The sequence below is a fragment of the Buttiauxella massiliensis genome (genome assembly GCF_902500225.1).
Taxonomy (GTDB): domain Bacteria; phylum Pseudomonadota; class Gammaproteobacteria; order Enterobacterales; family Enterobacteriaceae; genus Buttiauxella; species Buttiauxella massiliensis.
This window is the reverse complement of record NZ_LR722650.1, coordinates 176,817-190,996: the sequence shown is the minus strand read 5'-3', so window position 1 is coordinate 190,996 and position 14,180 is coordinate 176,817. Positions and strand designations below refer to the sequence as shown.

11 protein-coding genes are annotated in these 14,180 nt (G+C 51.0%); 4 read left to right on the top strand and 7 right to left on the bottom strand.

Going from position 1 to position 14,180, the window contains the following annotated elements; translation table 11 throughout:
- Positions 1–80 precede the first annotated feature (80 nt).
- The 6 genes from GC128_RS05415 to GC128_RS05390 all read right to left on the bottom strand — a co-directional run bounded on the left by GC128_RS05415 (position 81) and on the right by GC128_RS05390 (position 7,189).
- Complete coding sequence (locus tag GC128_RS05415) at positions 81–1,553, bottom strand: pyridoxal phosphate-dependent decarboxylase family protein (RefSeq protein WP_151993441.1); 1,473 nt, start codon at positions 1,551–1,553, stop codon at positions 81–83.
- A gap of 18 nt (positions 1,554–1,571) precedes the next feature.
- Positions 1,572–2,957: a diaminobutyrate--2-oxoglutarate transaminase gene (locus GC128_RS05410; RefSeq protein WP_151993440.1), complete on the bottom strand. Its 1,386-nt coding sequence runs from the start codon at positions 2,955–2,957 to the stop codon at positions 1,572–1,574.
- A gap of 573 nt (positions 2,958–3,530) precedes the next feature.
- Positions 3,531–3,830: a hypothetical protein gene (locus tag GC128_RS05405; RefSeq protein ID WP_151993439.1), complete on the bottom strand. Its 300-nt coding sequence runs from the start codon at positions 3,828–3,830 to the stop codon at positions 3,531–3,533.
- 190 nt (positions 3,831–4,020) lie between these two features.
- Positions 4,021–4,344, bottom strand: coding sequence for a YdbL family protein (locus GC128_RS05400; protein WP_151993438.1), 324 nt, complete (start codon positions 4,342–4,344; stop codon positions 4,021–4,023).
- A 5-nt stretch (positions 4,345–4,349) separates the two neighbouring features.
- Positions 4,350–4,550 carry a YnbE family lipoprotein gene (locus tag GC128_RS05395; RefSeq protein WP_034455663.1) on the bottom strand — a complete coding sequence of 67 codons (201 nt, stop codon included), beginning with the start codon at positions 4,548–4,550 and terminating at the stop codon, positions 4,350–4,352.
- Complete coding sequence (locus GC128_RS05390) at positions 4,547–7,189, bottom strand: YdbH family protein (RefSeq protein WP_151993437.1); 2,643 nt, start codon at positions 7,187–7,189, stop codon at positions 4,547–4,549. The genes GC128_RS05395 and GC128_RS05390 overlap by 4 nt, the downstream gene beginning before the upstream one ends.
- 222 nt (positions 7,190–7,411) lie before the next feature.
- Here GC128_RS05390 and GC128_RS05385 point away from each other — a divergent pair, with 222 nt between their 5' ends.
- A complete protein-coding gene (locus GC128_RS05385; protein WP_151993436.1) occupies positions 7,412–8,401 on the top strand; it encodes a 2-hydroxyacid dehydrogenase in 990 nt (329 codons plus the stop codon).
- 120 nt (positions 8,402–8,521) lie between these two features.
- A complete protein-coding gene (hslJ, locus tag GC128_RS05380) occupies positions 8,522–8,947 on the top strand; it encodes a heat shock protein HslJ (RefSeq protein ID WP_151993435.1) in 426 nt (141 codons plus the stop codon).
- A gap of 5 nt (positions 8,948–8,952) precedes the next feature.
- On the opposite strand, the gene GC128_RS05375 is transcribed toward hslJ, so the two are convergent.
- Positions 8,953–9,219, bottom strand: a complete 267-nt coding sequence (locus GC128_RS05375; RefSeq protein ID WP_151993434.1) for a putative hemolysin — start codon at positions 9,217–9,219, stop codon at positions 8,953–8,955.
- 290 nt (positions 9,220–9,509) lie between these two features.
- Here GC128_RS05375 and nifJ point away from each other — a divergent pair, with 290 nt between their 5' ends.
- Together nifJ and paeX are read left to right on the top strand one after the other, a co-directional pair.
- The gene (gene nifJ / locus GC128_RS05370; protein WP_151993433.1) at positions 9,510–13,040 is read left to right on the top strand and encodes a pyruvate:ferredoxin (flavodoxin) oxidoreductase; all 3,531 of its coding nucleotides are present in this window, start codon (positions 9,510–9,512) and stop codon (positions 13,038–13,040) included.
- 176 nt (positions 13,041–13,216) lie between these two features.
- Positions 13,217–14,158 carry a pectin acetylesterase PaeX gene (gene paeX / locus GC128_RS05365; protein WP_151993432.1) on the top strand — a complete coding sequence of 314 codons (942 nt, stop codon included), beginning with the start codon at positions 13,217–13,219 and terminating at the stop codon, positions 14,156–14,158.
- Positions 14,159–14,180: the final 22 nt, after the last annotated feature.

Here is a 14,180-nt window from a genome sequence, read left to right as displayed (position 1 = left end):
TAAAAAGAAGTGCGAGACAGGAAACAAATGTATTGCGAGGGAAATATAAATGGGCGGTATTTACCGCCCATTTACTTTATTTAGCCAACCAGCAACGGTTGTGCTGTTTTCTCAACCAACGCCAGCAGGACTTTAATATCCTCAAGCGTAACGGTCGGATTCAGCAGAGTCAGCTTCAGGCAAGTGACGCCGTTATGCTCAGTCACACCTACGTTTGCGCGGCCAGAGTCCAGCAATGCATCACCAATTTTCTGGTTCAGCAATGCAATTTCTGCGTCGCTATCAGAAGCCATTTGCTCAGGACGGAAACGGAACAGAACGCTCGCCAGTTGTGGTTTCATCACCAGTTCCAGAGACTGCTCTTCAGTAACGTACTGCGCAACTTCTTGTGCAAGTGTCACACCATGATCGATGATCGCGGCATATTGCTTCTGACCTAATGCTTCCAGACCCATCCACAGTTTCAGTGCGTCGAAACGGCGAGTCGTCTGCAAAGATTTAGACACCAGGTTTGGCACGCCAGCTGCTTCATCGAACTCAGAGTTCAGATAAGCCGCCTGATAGCGCATCAACTCGTAGTGGCGCGCTTCTTTCAGCAAGAAAGCACCACAGCTGATGGTCTGGAAGTACTGTTTGTGGAAGTCCAGGGTGATGGAGTCCACTAACTCAATACCGTCCAGATAGTCGCGATATTTCTCGGACATCAACAACGCACCGCCCCACGCTGCATCAACATGCACCCAAATCTGGTGCTCTGCTGCCAGGGTGGCGATTTCACGCAACGGATCAATTGCGCCAGCATCGGTAGTACCCGCTGTTGCAACAATCGCCAGGATCTGTTCGTCGTTTGCCTGAGCCTGTGCCAGTTTCTCACGCAGGTCGTTAATATCCATACGCGCGAATTCATCGGTTTTCACCAACGTCACTGACTGGTAACCGAGGCCCATTAAAGCCATGTTCTTCTGCACTGAGAAGTGCGCGTTTTCAGAACACAGGACTTTAATCTTTTTCAGGTTGCCGACCAGGCCATCTTGCTGGATGGAGTGGCCCTGGCGCGCAAAGAACGCGTCACGAGCCAGCATAAGACCCATCAGGTTGCTCTGGGTGCCACCACTGGTGAACACGCCAGCATCGCCTGCCTGATAACCCACTTGAGCACGCAGCCATTCAATCAGCTTCATCTCAATGATGGTCGCAGACGGGCTTTGATCCCATGAGTCCATGCTCTGGTTTGTGGCGTTGATCAATACTTCTGCAGCCTGGCTGATAACCAGACTTGGGCAATGCAAGTGCGCGACACACTGCGGGTGATGCACCGACAGGCTGTCTTTTAAGAAGTATTCGATCGCACGCTCAATAGCGACCTGGTTGCCCAGGCCCTGAGGATTAAAATCCAGTTGAATGCGTTCACGCAGTTCAGCAACAGATTTACCCTGATACATCTCAGGTTGCTGCAACCACTGCACAACAGCCGCGCTGGTCTGTGCAATGGCCTGCTGGTAGGCTTCAGTGCTTTGCGCTGAGCCTGCCAGGATAGGATTTAATTCAGACATCGAGGTCATTAACTCCACTCAAACAGGCTTGATGCCAGCCGCTAACAGCGCCTGCTCAAACTTATCGAGGAAAATAGCCAGCTCATCATTAGTGATAAGCAAAGATGGTAGCAGACGCAGCACGACGCCATTACGGCCACCACGCTCCAGAATCAGCCCTGCTTTGAAGCAGTTCTTCTGCAGCAATGCGGACAACTCAGCATCAGCTGGGTAGCAACCCATATGATCTTTGGCTTCGTTTGGTTTAACGATTTCGATACCGATCATTAAGCCAAGACCACGAACCTGGCCAATGACCGGGTAACGTTTTTGCAGCTCAGCCAGTTTGCCTTTCAGCCACTCGCCCTGTGCTGCAACTTTGTCAGCAATCTTGTTTTCGGTCAGGTGCTTCAGAGTTGTCAGGCCGGTTGCCATCGCCAGTTGGTTACCACGGAAAGTACCGGTGTGGTGGCCAGGTGACCATGCATCAAACTCTTTTTTAATGCCCAGAACAGCCAGTGGCAAGCCACCACCAACCGCTTTAGACATAACAATGATGTCCGGCTCGATACCAGCATGTTCGAAGGCGAACAATTTACCGGTACGGCAGAAGCCAGCCTGAACTTCATCGATGATCAGCAGAATGCCGTGTTCTTTGGTGACTTTGCGAATGCGCTGCAGCCACTCAACAGGAGCTGGGTTCACGCCACCTTCACCCTGAACCGCTTCCAGAATGACGGCCGCAGGTTTGCGCACGCCACTCTCAACGTCGTTGATCAGGTTTTCGAAGTAGTAAGTTAATGCTTTCACGCCAGCCTCACCGCCAATACCCAGCGGGCAGCGGTACAGGTGCGGATAAGGCATAAACTGAACTTCAGGCATCATGCCATCAACCGCTTCTTTCGGTGACAGGTTACCTGTTACGGAAAGTGCGCCGTGAGTCATGCCGTGATAGCCGCCAGAGAAGCTGATGATGCCTGAACGACCGGTGACTTTCTTAGCCAGTTTCAGTGCAGCTTCAACTGCATCCGCACCGGATGGACCGGTGAATTGCAGGCAATATTCTTTACCCTGACCTGGCAATAAAGAGAGAAGATATTCCGAGAACTGATCTTTCAACGGTGTTGTAAGATCCAGTGTATGTAACGGCAAGCCGCTGGTAATGACATTTTGGATGCTTTGCAGCACGTCAGGATGGTTATGCCCAAGAGCAAGCGTACCCGCACCGGCCAGGCAATCAAGATATTGATTATTCTCAACATCAGTGATCCAAACACCGTTGGCCTGCGCAATTGCTAAAGGCAATTTACGTGGATAACTTCTGACATTCGATTCAAATTCAGCTTGACGCGCCAAATAGGTTTCATTGTTACCATTGAATGAATTAGCACCTAAACTATCAATACGGACTTTATCCGTCATCATATCTCTCCCACAGCTGCCGGTTCGTTAATTTGGCAGTTGAATTAATGAATGTAGAAAAACTGAGCACCATGTAAAAAACGCCGTCAATATAGGTTCTTTTTACTCCCTACTCAATATTTTATTTTGTGAATGTCTGTATGTTGTCCTAATGTTTTTATCTTGTACTTATTTTATGAAAATCAGTGCATTATCTACGCATCAGATACTTGCTCTGTGCATTCGCACTTGCGCAGTCATTAGCTTCACATATTTGCATTTTTACAGCTAAATAATTCGATACGCCCAATCTCAGTATGAGATGCAACGAGGTACTGTCACGTAAATCCTACCTAACGGATACTACCGTTCATGAGGAGGCTGTTTTCTTAATCGAGAATGTACTTAAAAAATATAAGGTGAATATTTTAAATAGAATAAAAACCAATCACTGGTTTTAAATTAAGCTGCTGAGAAAATAAGCTTTTTATTTCGGATGCTATATAAATATATGTTAATAGCACCTTAACGAGACCAGCATTAAGACCTCTGGTTGGTAACCGTTTGATGCTATACAACAACTGATCCACTTATTTCTTAATGACGGATTGAACCGGGTTGTCTGAGGTTGCCCGTATGCCCAAAAGCCGGCATTGGCGAGGATGAGGATGTAGGGTTGATAGTCTGCGAATCGCTCCCACTGAGACCAGCTACGGTATCGCTAGTCCCAAGGCCGGCAACCGTATCACTGCCTATCAAGTCGACGGTACCTGTTTGCTGGCTGCTGCTCGATGAACTGCCTGAGCCCGTATTACTTGTTCCAGAGTTCATCGTTAATTGCGCGAACGCCGCTGTGGTAACCAGAGATAGCACCACGGTCAAAACAATCTTTTTCATTAGTTGTTCCTCATCCAGTACTCATAGCTGTATCCATAGTACGGAAAAAAAGAGTGGCTTTTTGTCCCTATACTATTTCACGCATACAGGTAAATGAGCGGACTTCAGAACAACGGTATCGCTAATACATGCGTGTACAATCCGTGTCATCAAAGCAACTTCAGTGTAGCCCAGCGCCTTGTGTCACGAGTTATTTTTTCATCCATTGGCCGTTAATGCCGCGTACGAATTCGCCCGGTTGTGCGCGAGCCACCAGCTTCTGCCCGGCCAATTCTGCGACCTGGTTTGCTGAGATATTGTTGCTGTCTGCCAGTTTCTGATAATTTTCCGCACGCGCTTCGTTAATGCTTTTCACCAACGCCAGCGTCTCTTTATCTTGTTTAATTGGCGCAACATAACCGCTTAGTGTCTCCCCCACTCGCCCTTGCTGGCGTGCTTCCGACAGGGTTAATGCCAATGCCTGTTGGCTCAGTAATATGCTTGCCAGTAAAACACTCTTAACGATTTTGTTCATGAGCTTCACTCCTGACCAAACAAATCGCTGCGGTTTTTAAGCAACGTTTCAACGTCTTTATCGACTTTAATATGAATCTCATGCTCGATTTTCACGTTCATATTAATGGTGATAGGTTCTTTTGGCGCCGCGACTTCAATACGCGGCGTGCATCCCGTTAACCCGGCAATCCCTGTCACCAGGAGCATAGCGATGACGATTTTCATTGTGTTTCCTCACAAGCTTTATCGCGAGCCTGGCAACGCACATCCGGCAGTTCGGTATGTTGCTCAAGCCAGGTTTGCAAATTGTCCCCAAAACGCAGGCTGCGCCAAAGCGTAAAGAGGTTTTCCTGATGGCTGTAGTTCAGCCGCACCGCATTCCTTTTCCCTTCAACCTGGCTTGTGCCCTGCACATTCGCCCGCAAAGTTAACACGCCAAGGTTATCTAAATTAATATCTGTCCAGGAATGAGAAATCTCCATATAACGCAGCCAGTTAACCGCAACGCCTGCAGCAATATTGTTCTCAACAATGGCATCAGCCATATCTTTATCCAGCCGCAATGTCAGTGGGCCTGGATTTGTCAGCCAGCCACCTTTAATGATCCATTGTGGATGGTTAAGCCACAGCGGCAAGGCACCATTCACACGCCCGGACATAGTGAACTGTTTGGGATTGACCGCAGTAATCAATTCGCTCGACGAGATATTTTCTAAGCGTAGCAAGGCTGCATCACGTTGCGGCATGCGCAACTGCTGCATTCGTAATTTTCCACCCAGAAGATCCACATTAACGTTACTGAGCATCAGCGGCTGCTTTTCACTCCATGGATACCATCCTTCAAGATCGGCCGTCACATTTGTCGCGGCAATCTGATTTTTAACTTCGGCTATCCGCAAGGTGACCGGACCATCAGTCCCTAATCGCCAGGTGCTGTGGCTAAAGCGGAATGGCAGCACAAAATCAACACCATTAATTTGGTTATCCGGCAACCAGACGCTGCCATTTTTCACCACACCATGGCCGCCGGCCTCAAATCCCTGCCCTGCGGCTGCGGAAAAAGCCACCTGTGAATAGAGCGAGCCATCTTTTAAAGTCATTTTCCAGTCAGCGGGGATAAGCGACTGGAACACAGTTAAACCTTGCTGTGGCCACCACGCATTACCGCGCAGGCGCACACCATCCCAGCGGCCATTCACACGTACCGGGCCAATACTGCCTGCGTGGAGGTCACCTTTATACTGGAATGAAGAAGGGTCTTCGCCCGTTACGCTAAAGGTTAATGTTGACGGCGGTAACGTACTGCCACCGCTGAAAGTCGTTTCTCCCGCATTGAGGATAAATGCGCCGTCAAAAGTGGGAGCGGTTTGCGCACGCTGCCAGTGTAGAGGCCTCTCCAGTTTCAAGCGTGGTTCAGTGACCAGCATTGAGCCATACTCAAGCTTGTCAAAGCCGGTAGAAAGCGAGCTAAGTTCAATCACGCTATCGCGCCACTCTCCTTGTCCGCGCACATCCCACTTAGCCTGCATCGGGGTAAACTCACCCTTGCCCCAATACTTCCACCGCCATAACCCAGCATCTGGCAAAAAGTCATCCGCTTTGCCATCCAGATGCAGCACGAAATTACCCCTTTGGTTTTCGTGTGCGCGAACAATTGCCTGCAACCGCCCATCGACACCGCGCTGCGTGACGCTGACACCGGCAAGCGGCCAACGGATTTCATCGACGTCAATGGAGTCGATGACACGCCCACGTGATCGCAGTAGAGCGCCTGGACGGAACAACAATTTTGGATCGGCAATCGCTCCGCTAATTTCACCCGGCAGCACTGCGTAAAACACCATGCCATCTTGTTTTGCTTCACCGGTTAATTGCACCGGTAAGGAGCTGTTGATCATGCTGAGCTTCCCGGGACCAATATTTAGCACCGCGTTGGCTTTCCCGGCACTACCCTGCGTGACGACGTTCATACGCCCGCTGATTAAGGCCTTTTCCAGCCCCTGCTTCCAGTCATCAATCCGTAAAGCAATGCCACCTCGCAGCGGGAACCCGGCATAGGGCCAGAACCACTGCCCACCATTGACTTCAAAAATGTTCTCACTGATGGTCCATGGCAGCGTCAACAATGCCTCAGCCGCAGCAGGCTTCTTCAGTGAAAATGAACCCTGTTCATCATTCCAGTTCAGAACGACATCGACCAGTTCAGGCTCTTGTGGAATGCGTAATTTAGTTGCGAGATGACCCTGTTCAGGCAGTTTATCGGTAAGCGGAGGTAAGGTAATGGTGCCGACAAGTTCCAACGGGTCCATACCAGCAAAAGCCTGAATCTTTAACTTTTGCAGATTGAGCATTTGACCGTTTAGCTGCGCATCAACGCTGAGCGATGGGCCTTGGTAGTGAACCGTTTGCTGCTGCGGTGTTAACGTTAAACGTAAACCGCCGGAGAACTGTTGAAAGGGGGTTACATTGACCCTATCTATAGTGAGCAGGCTTTCAGGCAGCAGTGATTGCCACTCGGCCAAAGTACGCGGTGCGGCTGGGCCAGATTCGTCGAGAGGAATTTTACTCAGGCAATCAACGTTAAGATTGAGCGTATCAAGATGAATGCGCCAGCGTTTGGGGTGGCTAAGAGTGGCATCTTTTATCATCGCCAGCCCGCAATCTCCGGCAAGATAACGTAAATCAGGAACGATTATCGCACCACGCGTAAATCGCGGGCTGGCTTCCATAGCAATGCGTGTCCCTTGCGGCAGCCAGATACCGGCAAGTGTTGGCAGCCAATGGGCTATAGTCATCAGAAGCGTTAACGGTAGTAGAATGAGTATCAATGCCAACGCAATAATGGCTTTATATTTACCCTTCATGGGTGATTAATATCCTGATTCTGCGACAATTATGTGCCCATTTAAACAACATATGCGATCATTCTTGCATTATTTGGACCGGGCGTGAAGGTCGTACCTGGTATAAGCGTAGCCAACCTTGGGTTAGCAGTAGAATTTCATGCTTGAAAATAAATTTTAATATTTGTATGAATATTTTAAGCGTGATAATTTTACATCAATATTATTCTGGAGATAAGTCTCATGAAACTGGCAGTGTATAGCACAAAACAGTACGACAAAAAGTATCTGGAGCAGGTTAACAATGAATACGGCTTTGAACTTGAATTTTTCGACTTTCTGCTAACCGAAAAAACAGCCAAAACTGCTCATGGTTGCGATGGTGTTTGTATCTTCGTGAATGACGACGGTAGCCGCCCTGTTCTCGAAGAGCTCAAAAGGCATGGTGTGAAGTTCATCGCATTGCGCTGCGCGGGCTTTAACAACGTCGATCTCGACGCTGCTAAAGAGTTAGGCCTGCCGGTGGTGCGAGTTCCAGCTTATTCACCAGAAGCCGTAGCAGAACATGCACTCGGCATGATGATGTGCCTGAACCGTCGTATTCACCGCGCTTATCAGCGTACCCGCGATGCGAACTTCTCTCTGGAAGGGCTGACTGGCTTCACCATGTACGGCAAAACCGCCGGTGTGATTGGCACCGGTAAGATTGGTATTGCCGCGCTGAGAATTTTGAAAGGCTTCGGGATGCGCTTGCTGGCGTTCGATCCGTACCCAAGTGCAGCCGCACTTGAACTGGGTGTGGAATATGTCGATTTGCCAACGCTGTTCGCACAGTCAGATGTTATTTCACTGCACTGCCCTCTGACGCCTGAGAACTATCATTTACTTGACCAGGCTGCATTTGCACAGATGAAAGATGGCGTGATGATTATCAACACCAGTCGTGGCGCTTTGATTGATTCCCAAGCCGCTATTGATGCACTGAAAAATCAAAAAATCGGTGCGTTAGGTATGGATGTGTATGAGAACGAACGCGACCTGTTCTTTGAAGATAAATCTAACGATGTGATTCAGGATGACGTGTTCCGCCGCCTGTCGGCCTGCCACAACGTGCTGTTTACCGGCCACCAGGCGTTCCTGACAGCGGAAGCGTTAACCAGCATTTCCGAAACGACGCTGGAAAATTTGCGTCAGTTAGAGAACGGCGAGCCTTGTGTTAATCAGGTGAGCTAATCAATGGCGGATGGCGCAACGTCATCCGCCATTTTTAAGATTATACCCAATGGATGAATCCATAAATTTGCTACAATCCCCAGCAACTCATTGATGAACTGAATAACTTAGGGAAAAGAAATGAAAAAATTAGCTTCTTTAGCGCTGGCTGCAATGGTACTGGCTGGCTGCGCGCAATCTGGCGATAAATCCGCAGTCACCGCGCAAGATCTGCAACACCACCGTTATGTTCTGCAAACCGTAGACGGCAAACCGTTGGACGGCATTAAACGCACGCCGGAGCTGAGCTTCGGTGAAAACATGCATATTTCCGGTGCGATGTGTAACCGCTTTATGGGCCAGGCAACGCTTGAAGACAGCACGCTGAAAGCGAAAGGTCTGGGAATGACCATGATGTTATGCGCGGAGCCGCAGCTTAACGAGTTGGATCACATGATTAACGATATGCTGACTACGGGCGCAAAAGTTGACTTAGCTCCGCAACAACTGACGCTCAAAACCAGCCAGCATACTTTAGTTTATAAACTGGCCGATCTGGTCAACTGATTAGGTTAGTACGCCCCACAAGTCCCGGCGGCAAGCGCATTTTCACTACAGCGTTTGCCGTTCGGCATCGCGCACATACCGATTGCTGAACCATCAAGCTGACGAGCAACACTCAACGTCCCACCAATCATTGCACAACTCGCCTGCCCCTGATTTGACATTGCTGCGCGCATACCAGGCGGTACGTGAGCTGCAGTGGCTTGTTGAGGTGGTTCACTACTACATGCCGACAATAACAGTACGGCAAATCCCGCTAAAAACGCAGCTCGCATTACTCTTCTCCCCCTGAACGTTGCAAAACCTAAGAATCATAAGCGCAGGCGTTGCGTTACGTCGAGGCCGTAAAGCCATAAAATGTGTGTGATTTTGCAATAGGGATCACTTAATTGCGCAAAACTCACCCACACGCCCTTTTCCACGACCTCAATCAAAGCGCAACGCAGGACACAAAAGCGAAAATCACCTTTTGTGGGCTTTGCTAGAATTAAATAATTATTCTTCGGCTCGTGCAGGCATACGGGTCTTTTCGATTTCTTATTGTTGCGCAATGTAAGGGTGTCCCATGATCACAATCGACGGCAATGGTGCGGTTGCGTCTGTCGCGTTTCGTGCCAGCGAAGTAATTGCCATCTACCCAATCACGCCCAGCTCAACCATGGCTGAACTTGCTGATGCCTGGTCCGGGGACGGGCGACAAAACGTGTGGGGCGATACGCCTCGCGTGGTAGAAATGCAGTCCGAAGCCGGAGCTATAGCTGCGGTTCACGGCGCACTGCAAACCGGCGCACTCTCCACCTCATTTACTTCATCGCAGGGTTTACTGCTGATGATCCCGACGCTCTACAAACTGGCCGGGCAACTGACGCCGTTTGTGCTACATGTCGCGGCGCGTACTGTTGCCACCCATGCGCTCTCTATTTTTGGTGATCACTCGGACGTGATGGCGATTCGCCAGACCGGCTGCGCTATGCTGTGCGCCAGCAGCGTTCAGGAAGCACAAGACTTTGCGCTGATTTCGCATATCGCCACCCTAAAGAGTCGCGTGCCATTTATTCATTTCTTCGATGGTTTCCGCACATCACATGAAATCAATAAAATTGTCCCGATGGCCGACAGCACCATTCTGGAACTGCTGCCGCAAAAAGAGATTGATGAGCACCGCGCCCGTGCGCTAAATCCTGAGCATCCGGTTATCCGGGGCACCTCCGCTAATCCGGATACCTATTTTCAGTCACGGGAAGCCAGCAACCTGTGGTACGACGCGGTGTACGAGCACGTTGAGCAGGCGATGAACAGCTTCGCCACCACCACAGGCCGCCAGTATCGCCCGTTTGAATACTACGGCCACCCGCAAGCCGAACGCGTGATTATCCTGATGGGCTCTGCCATCGGGACATGTGAAGAAGTCGTCGACGAATTACTGACGCGCGGCGAGAAAGTCGGCGTGCTGAAAGTTCGCCTGTTCCGCCCTTTCTCCGCCGACCATCTATTAGAAGTGCTGCCAGAAAGCGCACGCCAGATTGCCGTGCTCGACCGCACCAAAGAACCCGGTGCGCTGGCAGAGCCGTTGTATCTCGACGTGATGACTTCACTTGCCGAAGCATTTAACCGTGGCGAGCGTGAAACGTTGCCGCGCGTGATTGGCGGGCGTTACGGCCTCTCTTCAAAAGAGTTTGGTCCAGATTGTGTGCTGGCGGTATTTAACGAACTGAAAGAAGCTAAACCGCGCCCACGCTTTACGGTCGGGATTTACGACGACGTCACTAATTTATCCCTGCCATTGCCAGAAAACACTCTGCCGAACCGCGCCAAACTTGAAGCGCTGTTTTACGGCCTGGGCAGCGACGGCAGCGTGTCAGCCACCAAAAACAACATCAAAATCATCGGTAACTCGACGCCGTTCTTCACCCAGGGTTATTTCGTCTATGACTCGAAAAAAGCCGGTGGCCTGACTGTCTCTCACCTGCGCGTCAGCGAGCAGCCGATTAACTCGACCTACCTGATTGATAAAGCAGACTTTGTTGGCTGCCACCAGTTGCAGTTTATCGACAAGTATCAGATGACCGAGCGCCTGAAACCGGGCGGTATTTTCCTGCTTAACACGCCTTATAGCGCGGACGAAGTGTGGCACCGCCTGCCGCAAGAAGTTCAGGCGGTTCTGAATCAGAAGAAAGCCCGTTTCTTTGTAGTGAACGCGGCGAAAATCGCCCGTGAATGCCAACTTGGCGCGCGTATCAACACCGTTATGCAGATGGCGTTCTTCCACCTCACCAACATTCTGCCGGGTGATAGCGCACTGGCAGAGCTGCAAGGTGCGATTGCTAAAAGCTACAGCAGCAAAGGCCAGGAACTGGTCGAGCGTAACTGGCAGGCACTGGCGTTAGCACGTGAGTCGCTGGCCGAAGTGACTTTGCAGGAAGTGAACGAAACAAGCCCAATGCGCCCGCCGGTTGTTTCCGATGCAGCACCGGATTTCGTCAAAACCGTTACTGCCGCGATGCTCGCAGGCCTTGGCGACGCGTTGCCTGTTTCCGCACTGCCGCCAGACGGCACCTGGCCGATGGGCACCACGCAGTGGGAAAAACGCAACATCGCCGAAGAAATCCCTATCTGGAAACCGGACATTTGTACCCAGTGTAACCATTGCGTTGCCGCCTGCCCGCACTCGGCGATTCGCGCCAAAGTCGTGCAGCCAGAAGCGATGGAAAACGCCCCTTCCGCCTTGCAGTCTCTGGATGTGAAATCCCGCGATATGCGTGGGCAAAAATATGTGCTGCAAGTGGCACCGGAAGATTGCACCGGCTGTAATTTGTGTGTCGAAGTTTGCCCGGCGAAAGACCGCCAGAACCCTGAAATCAAGGCCATCAATATGATGTCGCGCCTTGAGCACGTCGAAGAAGAAAAGGAAAATTACGACTTCTTCCTTCAGTTGCCGGAAATGGAGCGCACCAGCCTCGAGCGTATCGACATTCGTACTTCGCAACTGCTGCAACCGTTGTTTGAATATTCCGGCGCATGTTCCGGCTGCGGTGAAACGCCGTACATTAAATTGCTGACCCAGCTGTATGGCGACCGCATGTTAATTGCCAACGCCACGGGTTGCTCGTCAATTTATGGCGGTAACTTGCCGTCAACGCCATACACCACCGATGCCAACGGGCGCGGTCCGGCCTGGGCGAACTCGCTGTTTGAAGACAACGCCGAATTTGGTTTAGGTTTCCGTCTGACCGTCGATCAACATCGCGCCCGCGTGATGCGTCTGATCGGTAAGTTTGCCGACAAACTGCCTGCTGAACTGAACGAACAGCTTCATGCTGAGGCAACACCAGAAGTGCGCCGCGAGCAGGTTATCGAACTGCGCAAACATCTGGCAGATATCGACGACCCGGACGCGCGCCAGCTCATCACCGATGCCGATGCAATGGTAGATAAATCTATCTGGCTGATTGGCGGCGACGGCTGGGCTTATGACATCGGCTTTGGCGGCTTGGATCACGTGCTTAGCCTGACCGAAAACGTCAATATTCTGGTGCTTGATACGCAGTGTTACTCAAATACCGGCGGCCAGGCGTCGAAAGCCACGCCACTTGGCGCGGTGACCAAATTTGGCGAACACGGCAAGCGTAAAGCACGTAAAGATCTCGGCGTCAGCATGATGATGTACGGGCATGTTTATGTGGCGCAGATTTCCCTCGGAGCACAGCTAAACCAGACCGTGAAAGCGATTCAGGAAGCGGAGGCGTATCCGGGGCCGTCGCTGATTATTGCTTACAGCCCTTGCGAAGAACACGGTTACGACCTGGCGTTGAGTCACGATCAGATGCGCCAGTTGACGGCGACCGGCTTCTGGCCGCTGTATCGCTTCGACCCGCGTCGTGCCGACGAAGGCAAACTGCCGCTGGCACTGGACTCTCGCCCGCCGTCTGATGCACTGGCTGATACGCTCATGAAAGAACAGCGCTTCCGCCGACTGAATGCACAGCAGCCAGAAGTTGCCGAGCAGTTATGGAAAGATGCTGCCGTCGATTTGCAAAAACGCTACGACTTCCTGGCTCAAATGGCAGGTAAAGCGGAGAAAGCTGACAGCGAGTAACCGCTCTGTTTCGCGCTTATCTTCCACTCAATAATGGAGTGAAGGTAAGCGCGAACATCATTTCAAAACGAGATTTCAATTTAATCAGCCTCTTGATTCATAAATGAGCACCACCTCGCCTTTTTCATATTAACGGTATGTTATATCTCACTTAATCATTCGAAAAAGGAAAGGTTATGTTAGGTCGCTCTCTGCTTGCTACTTCGATATTACTGTCCATGAGTGGTGCCGCGCAGGCACTAGCTGAATTTCCCGTCTGGCCCCAGGGTGAAGCACCGGGTGCAAAAAACAGTCAGGTTAAACAAGAAACGGTCGACAGACGCAAGGACGGCGGGCTGGCTGACCGCGCGGTAACAGGTATTCGTACCCCAACCATCACCGCTTATTTGCCTACAAAACCCAACGGTGTGGCGTTATTAGTCACGCCTGGCGGTTCCTACCAACGCGTGGTTCTGGACAAAGAAGGCAGCGATCTGGCCCCCATTTTCAATGCCCACGGCTACACCCTGTTTGTGATGACTTACCGTATGCCGGCTGATGGACATGCGGAAGGTTCAGATGCGCCGCTGGTCGACGCTCAGCGAGCCATTCGCACCCTGCGTGCCGATGCTGAAAAGTGGAAAATCGATCCACATCGCATTGGCGTGCTGGGGTTCTCGGCAGGCGGCCATGTCGCAGCAAGCTTGGGGACGCGTTACAACGAGTCCGTTTACCCGGTAACGGATGAAACAGACAAACTCAGTGCGCGCCCTGACTTTATGGCGCTGCTATATCCGGTGATCACCATGCAAGAAAGCCTCGCTCATCCGGGATCGCGTAAAGCCCTGATTGGTGAGAAACCCACGCCTGAGCAGATAAAGAAATATTCACCGGAGCAAAATGTGACGGCCCAGACGCCACCAACGTTTATCGTTCATGCGGTGGATGACCCTTCCGTGCCGGTTGATAACAGCCTGGTGATGTTCTCGGCCTTACGTGCCCAGCACGTTCCGGTGGAAATGCATCTTTTCCAGGAAGGTAAACATGGGTTTGGGATTCGCGGTGCAGTCGGTTTACCTGCCGCCAACTGGCCGGAATTATTGATGAACTGGATTAAGGCGTTGCCCGCTTCTGAATAATTCGAGTTGCAGCCAGGCGACA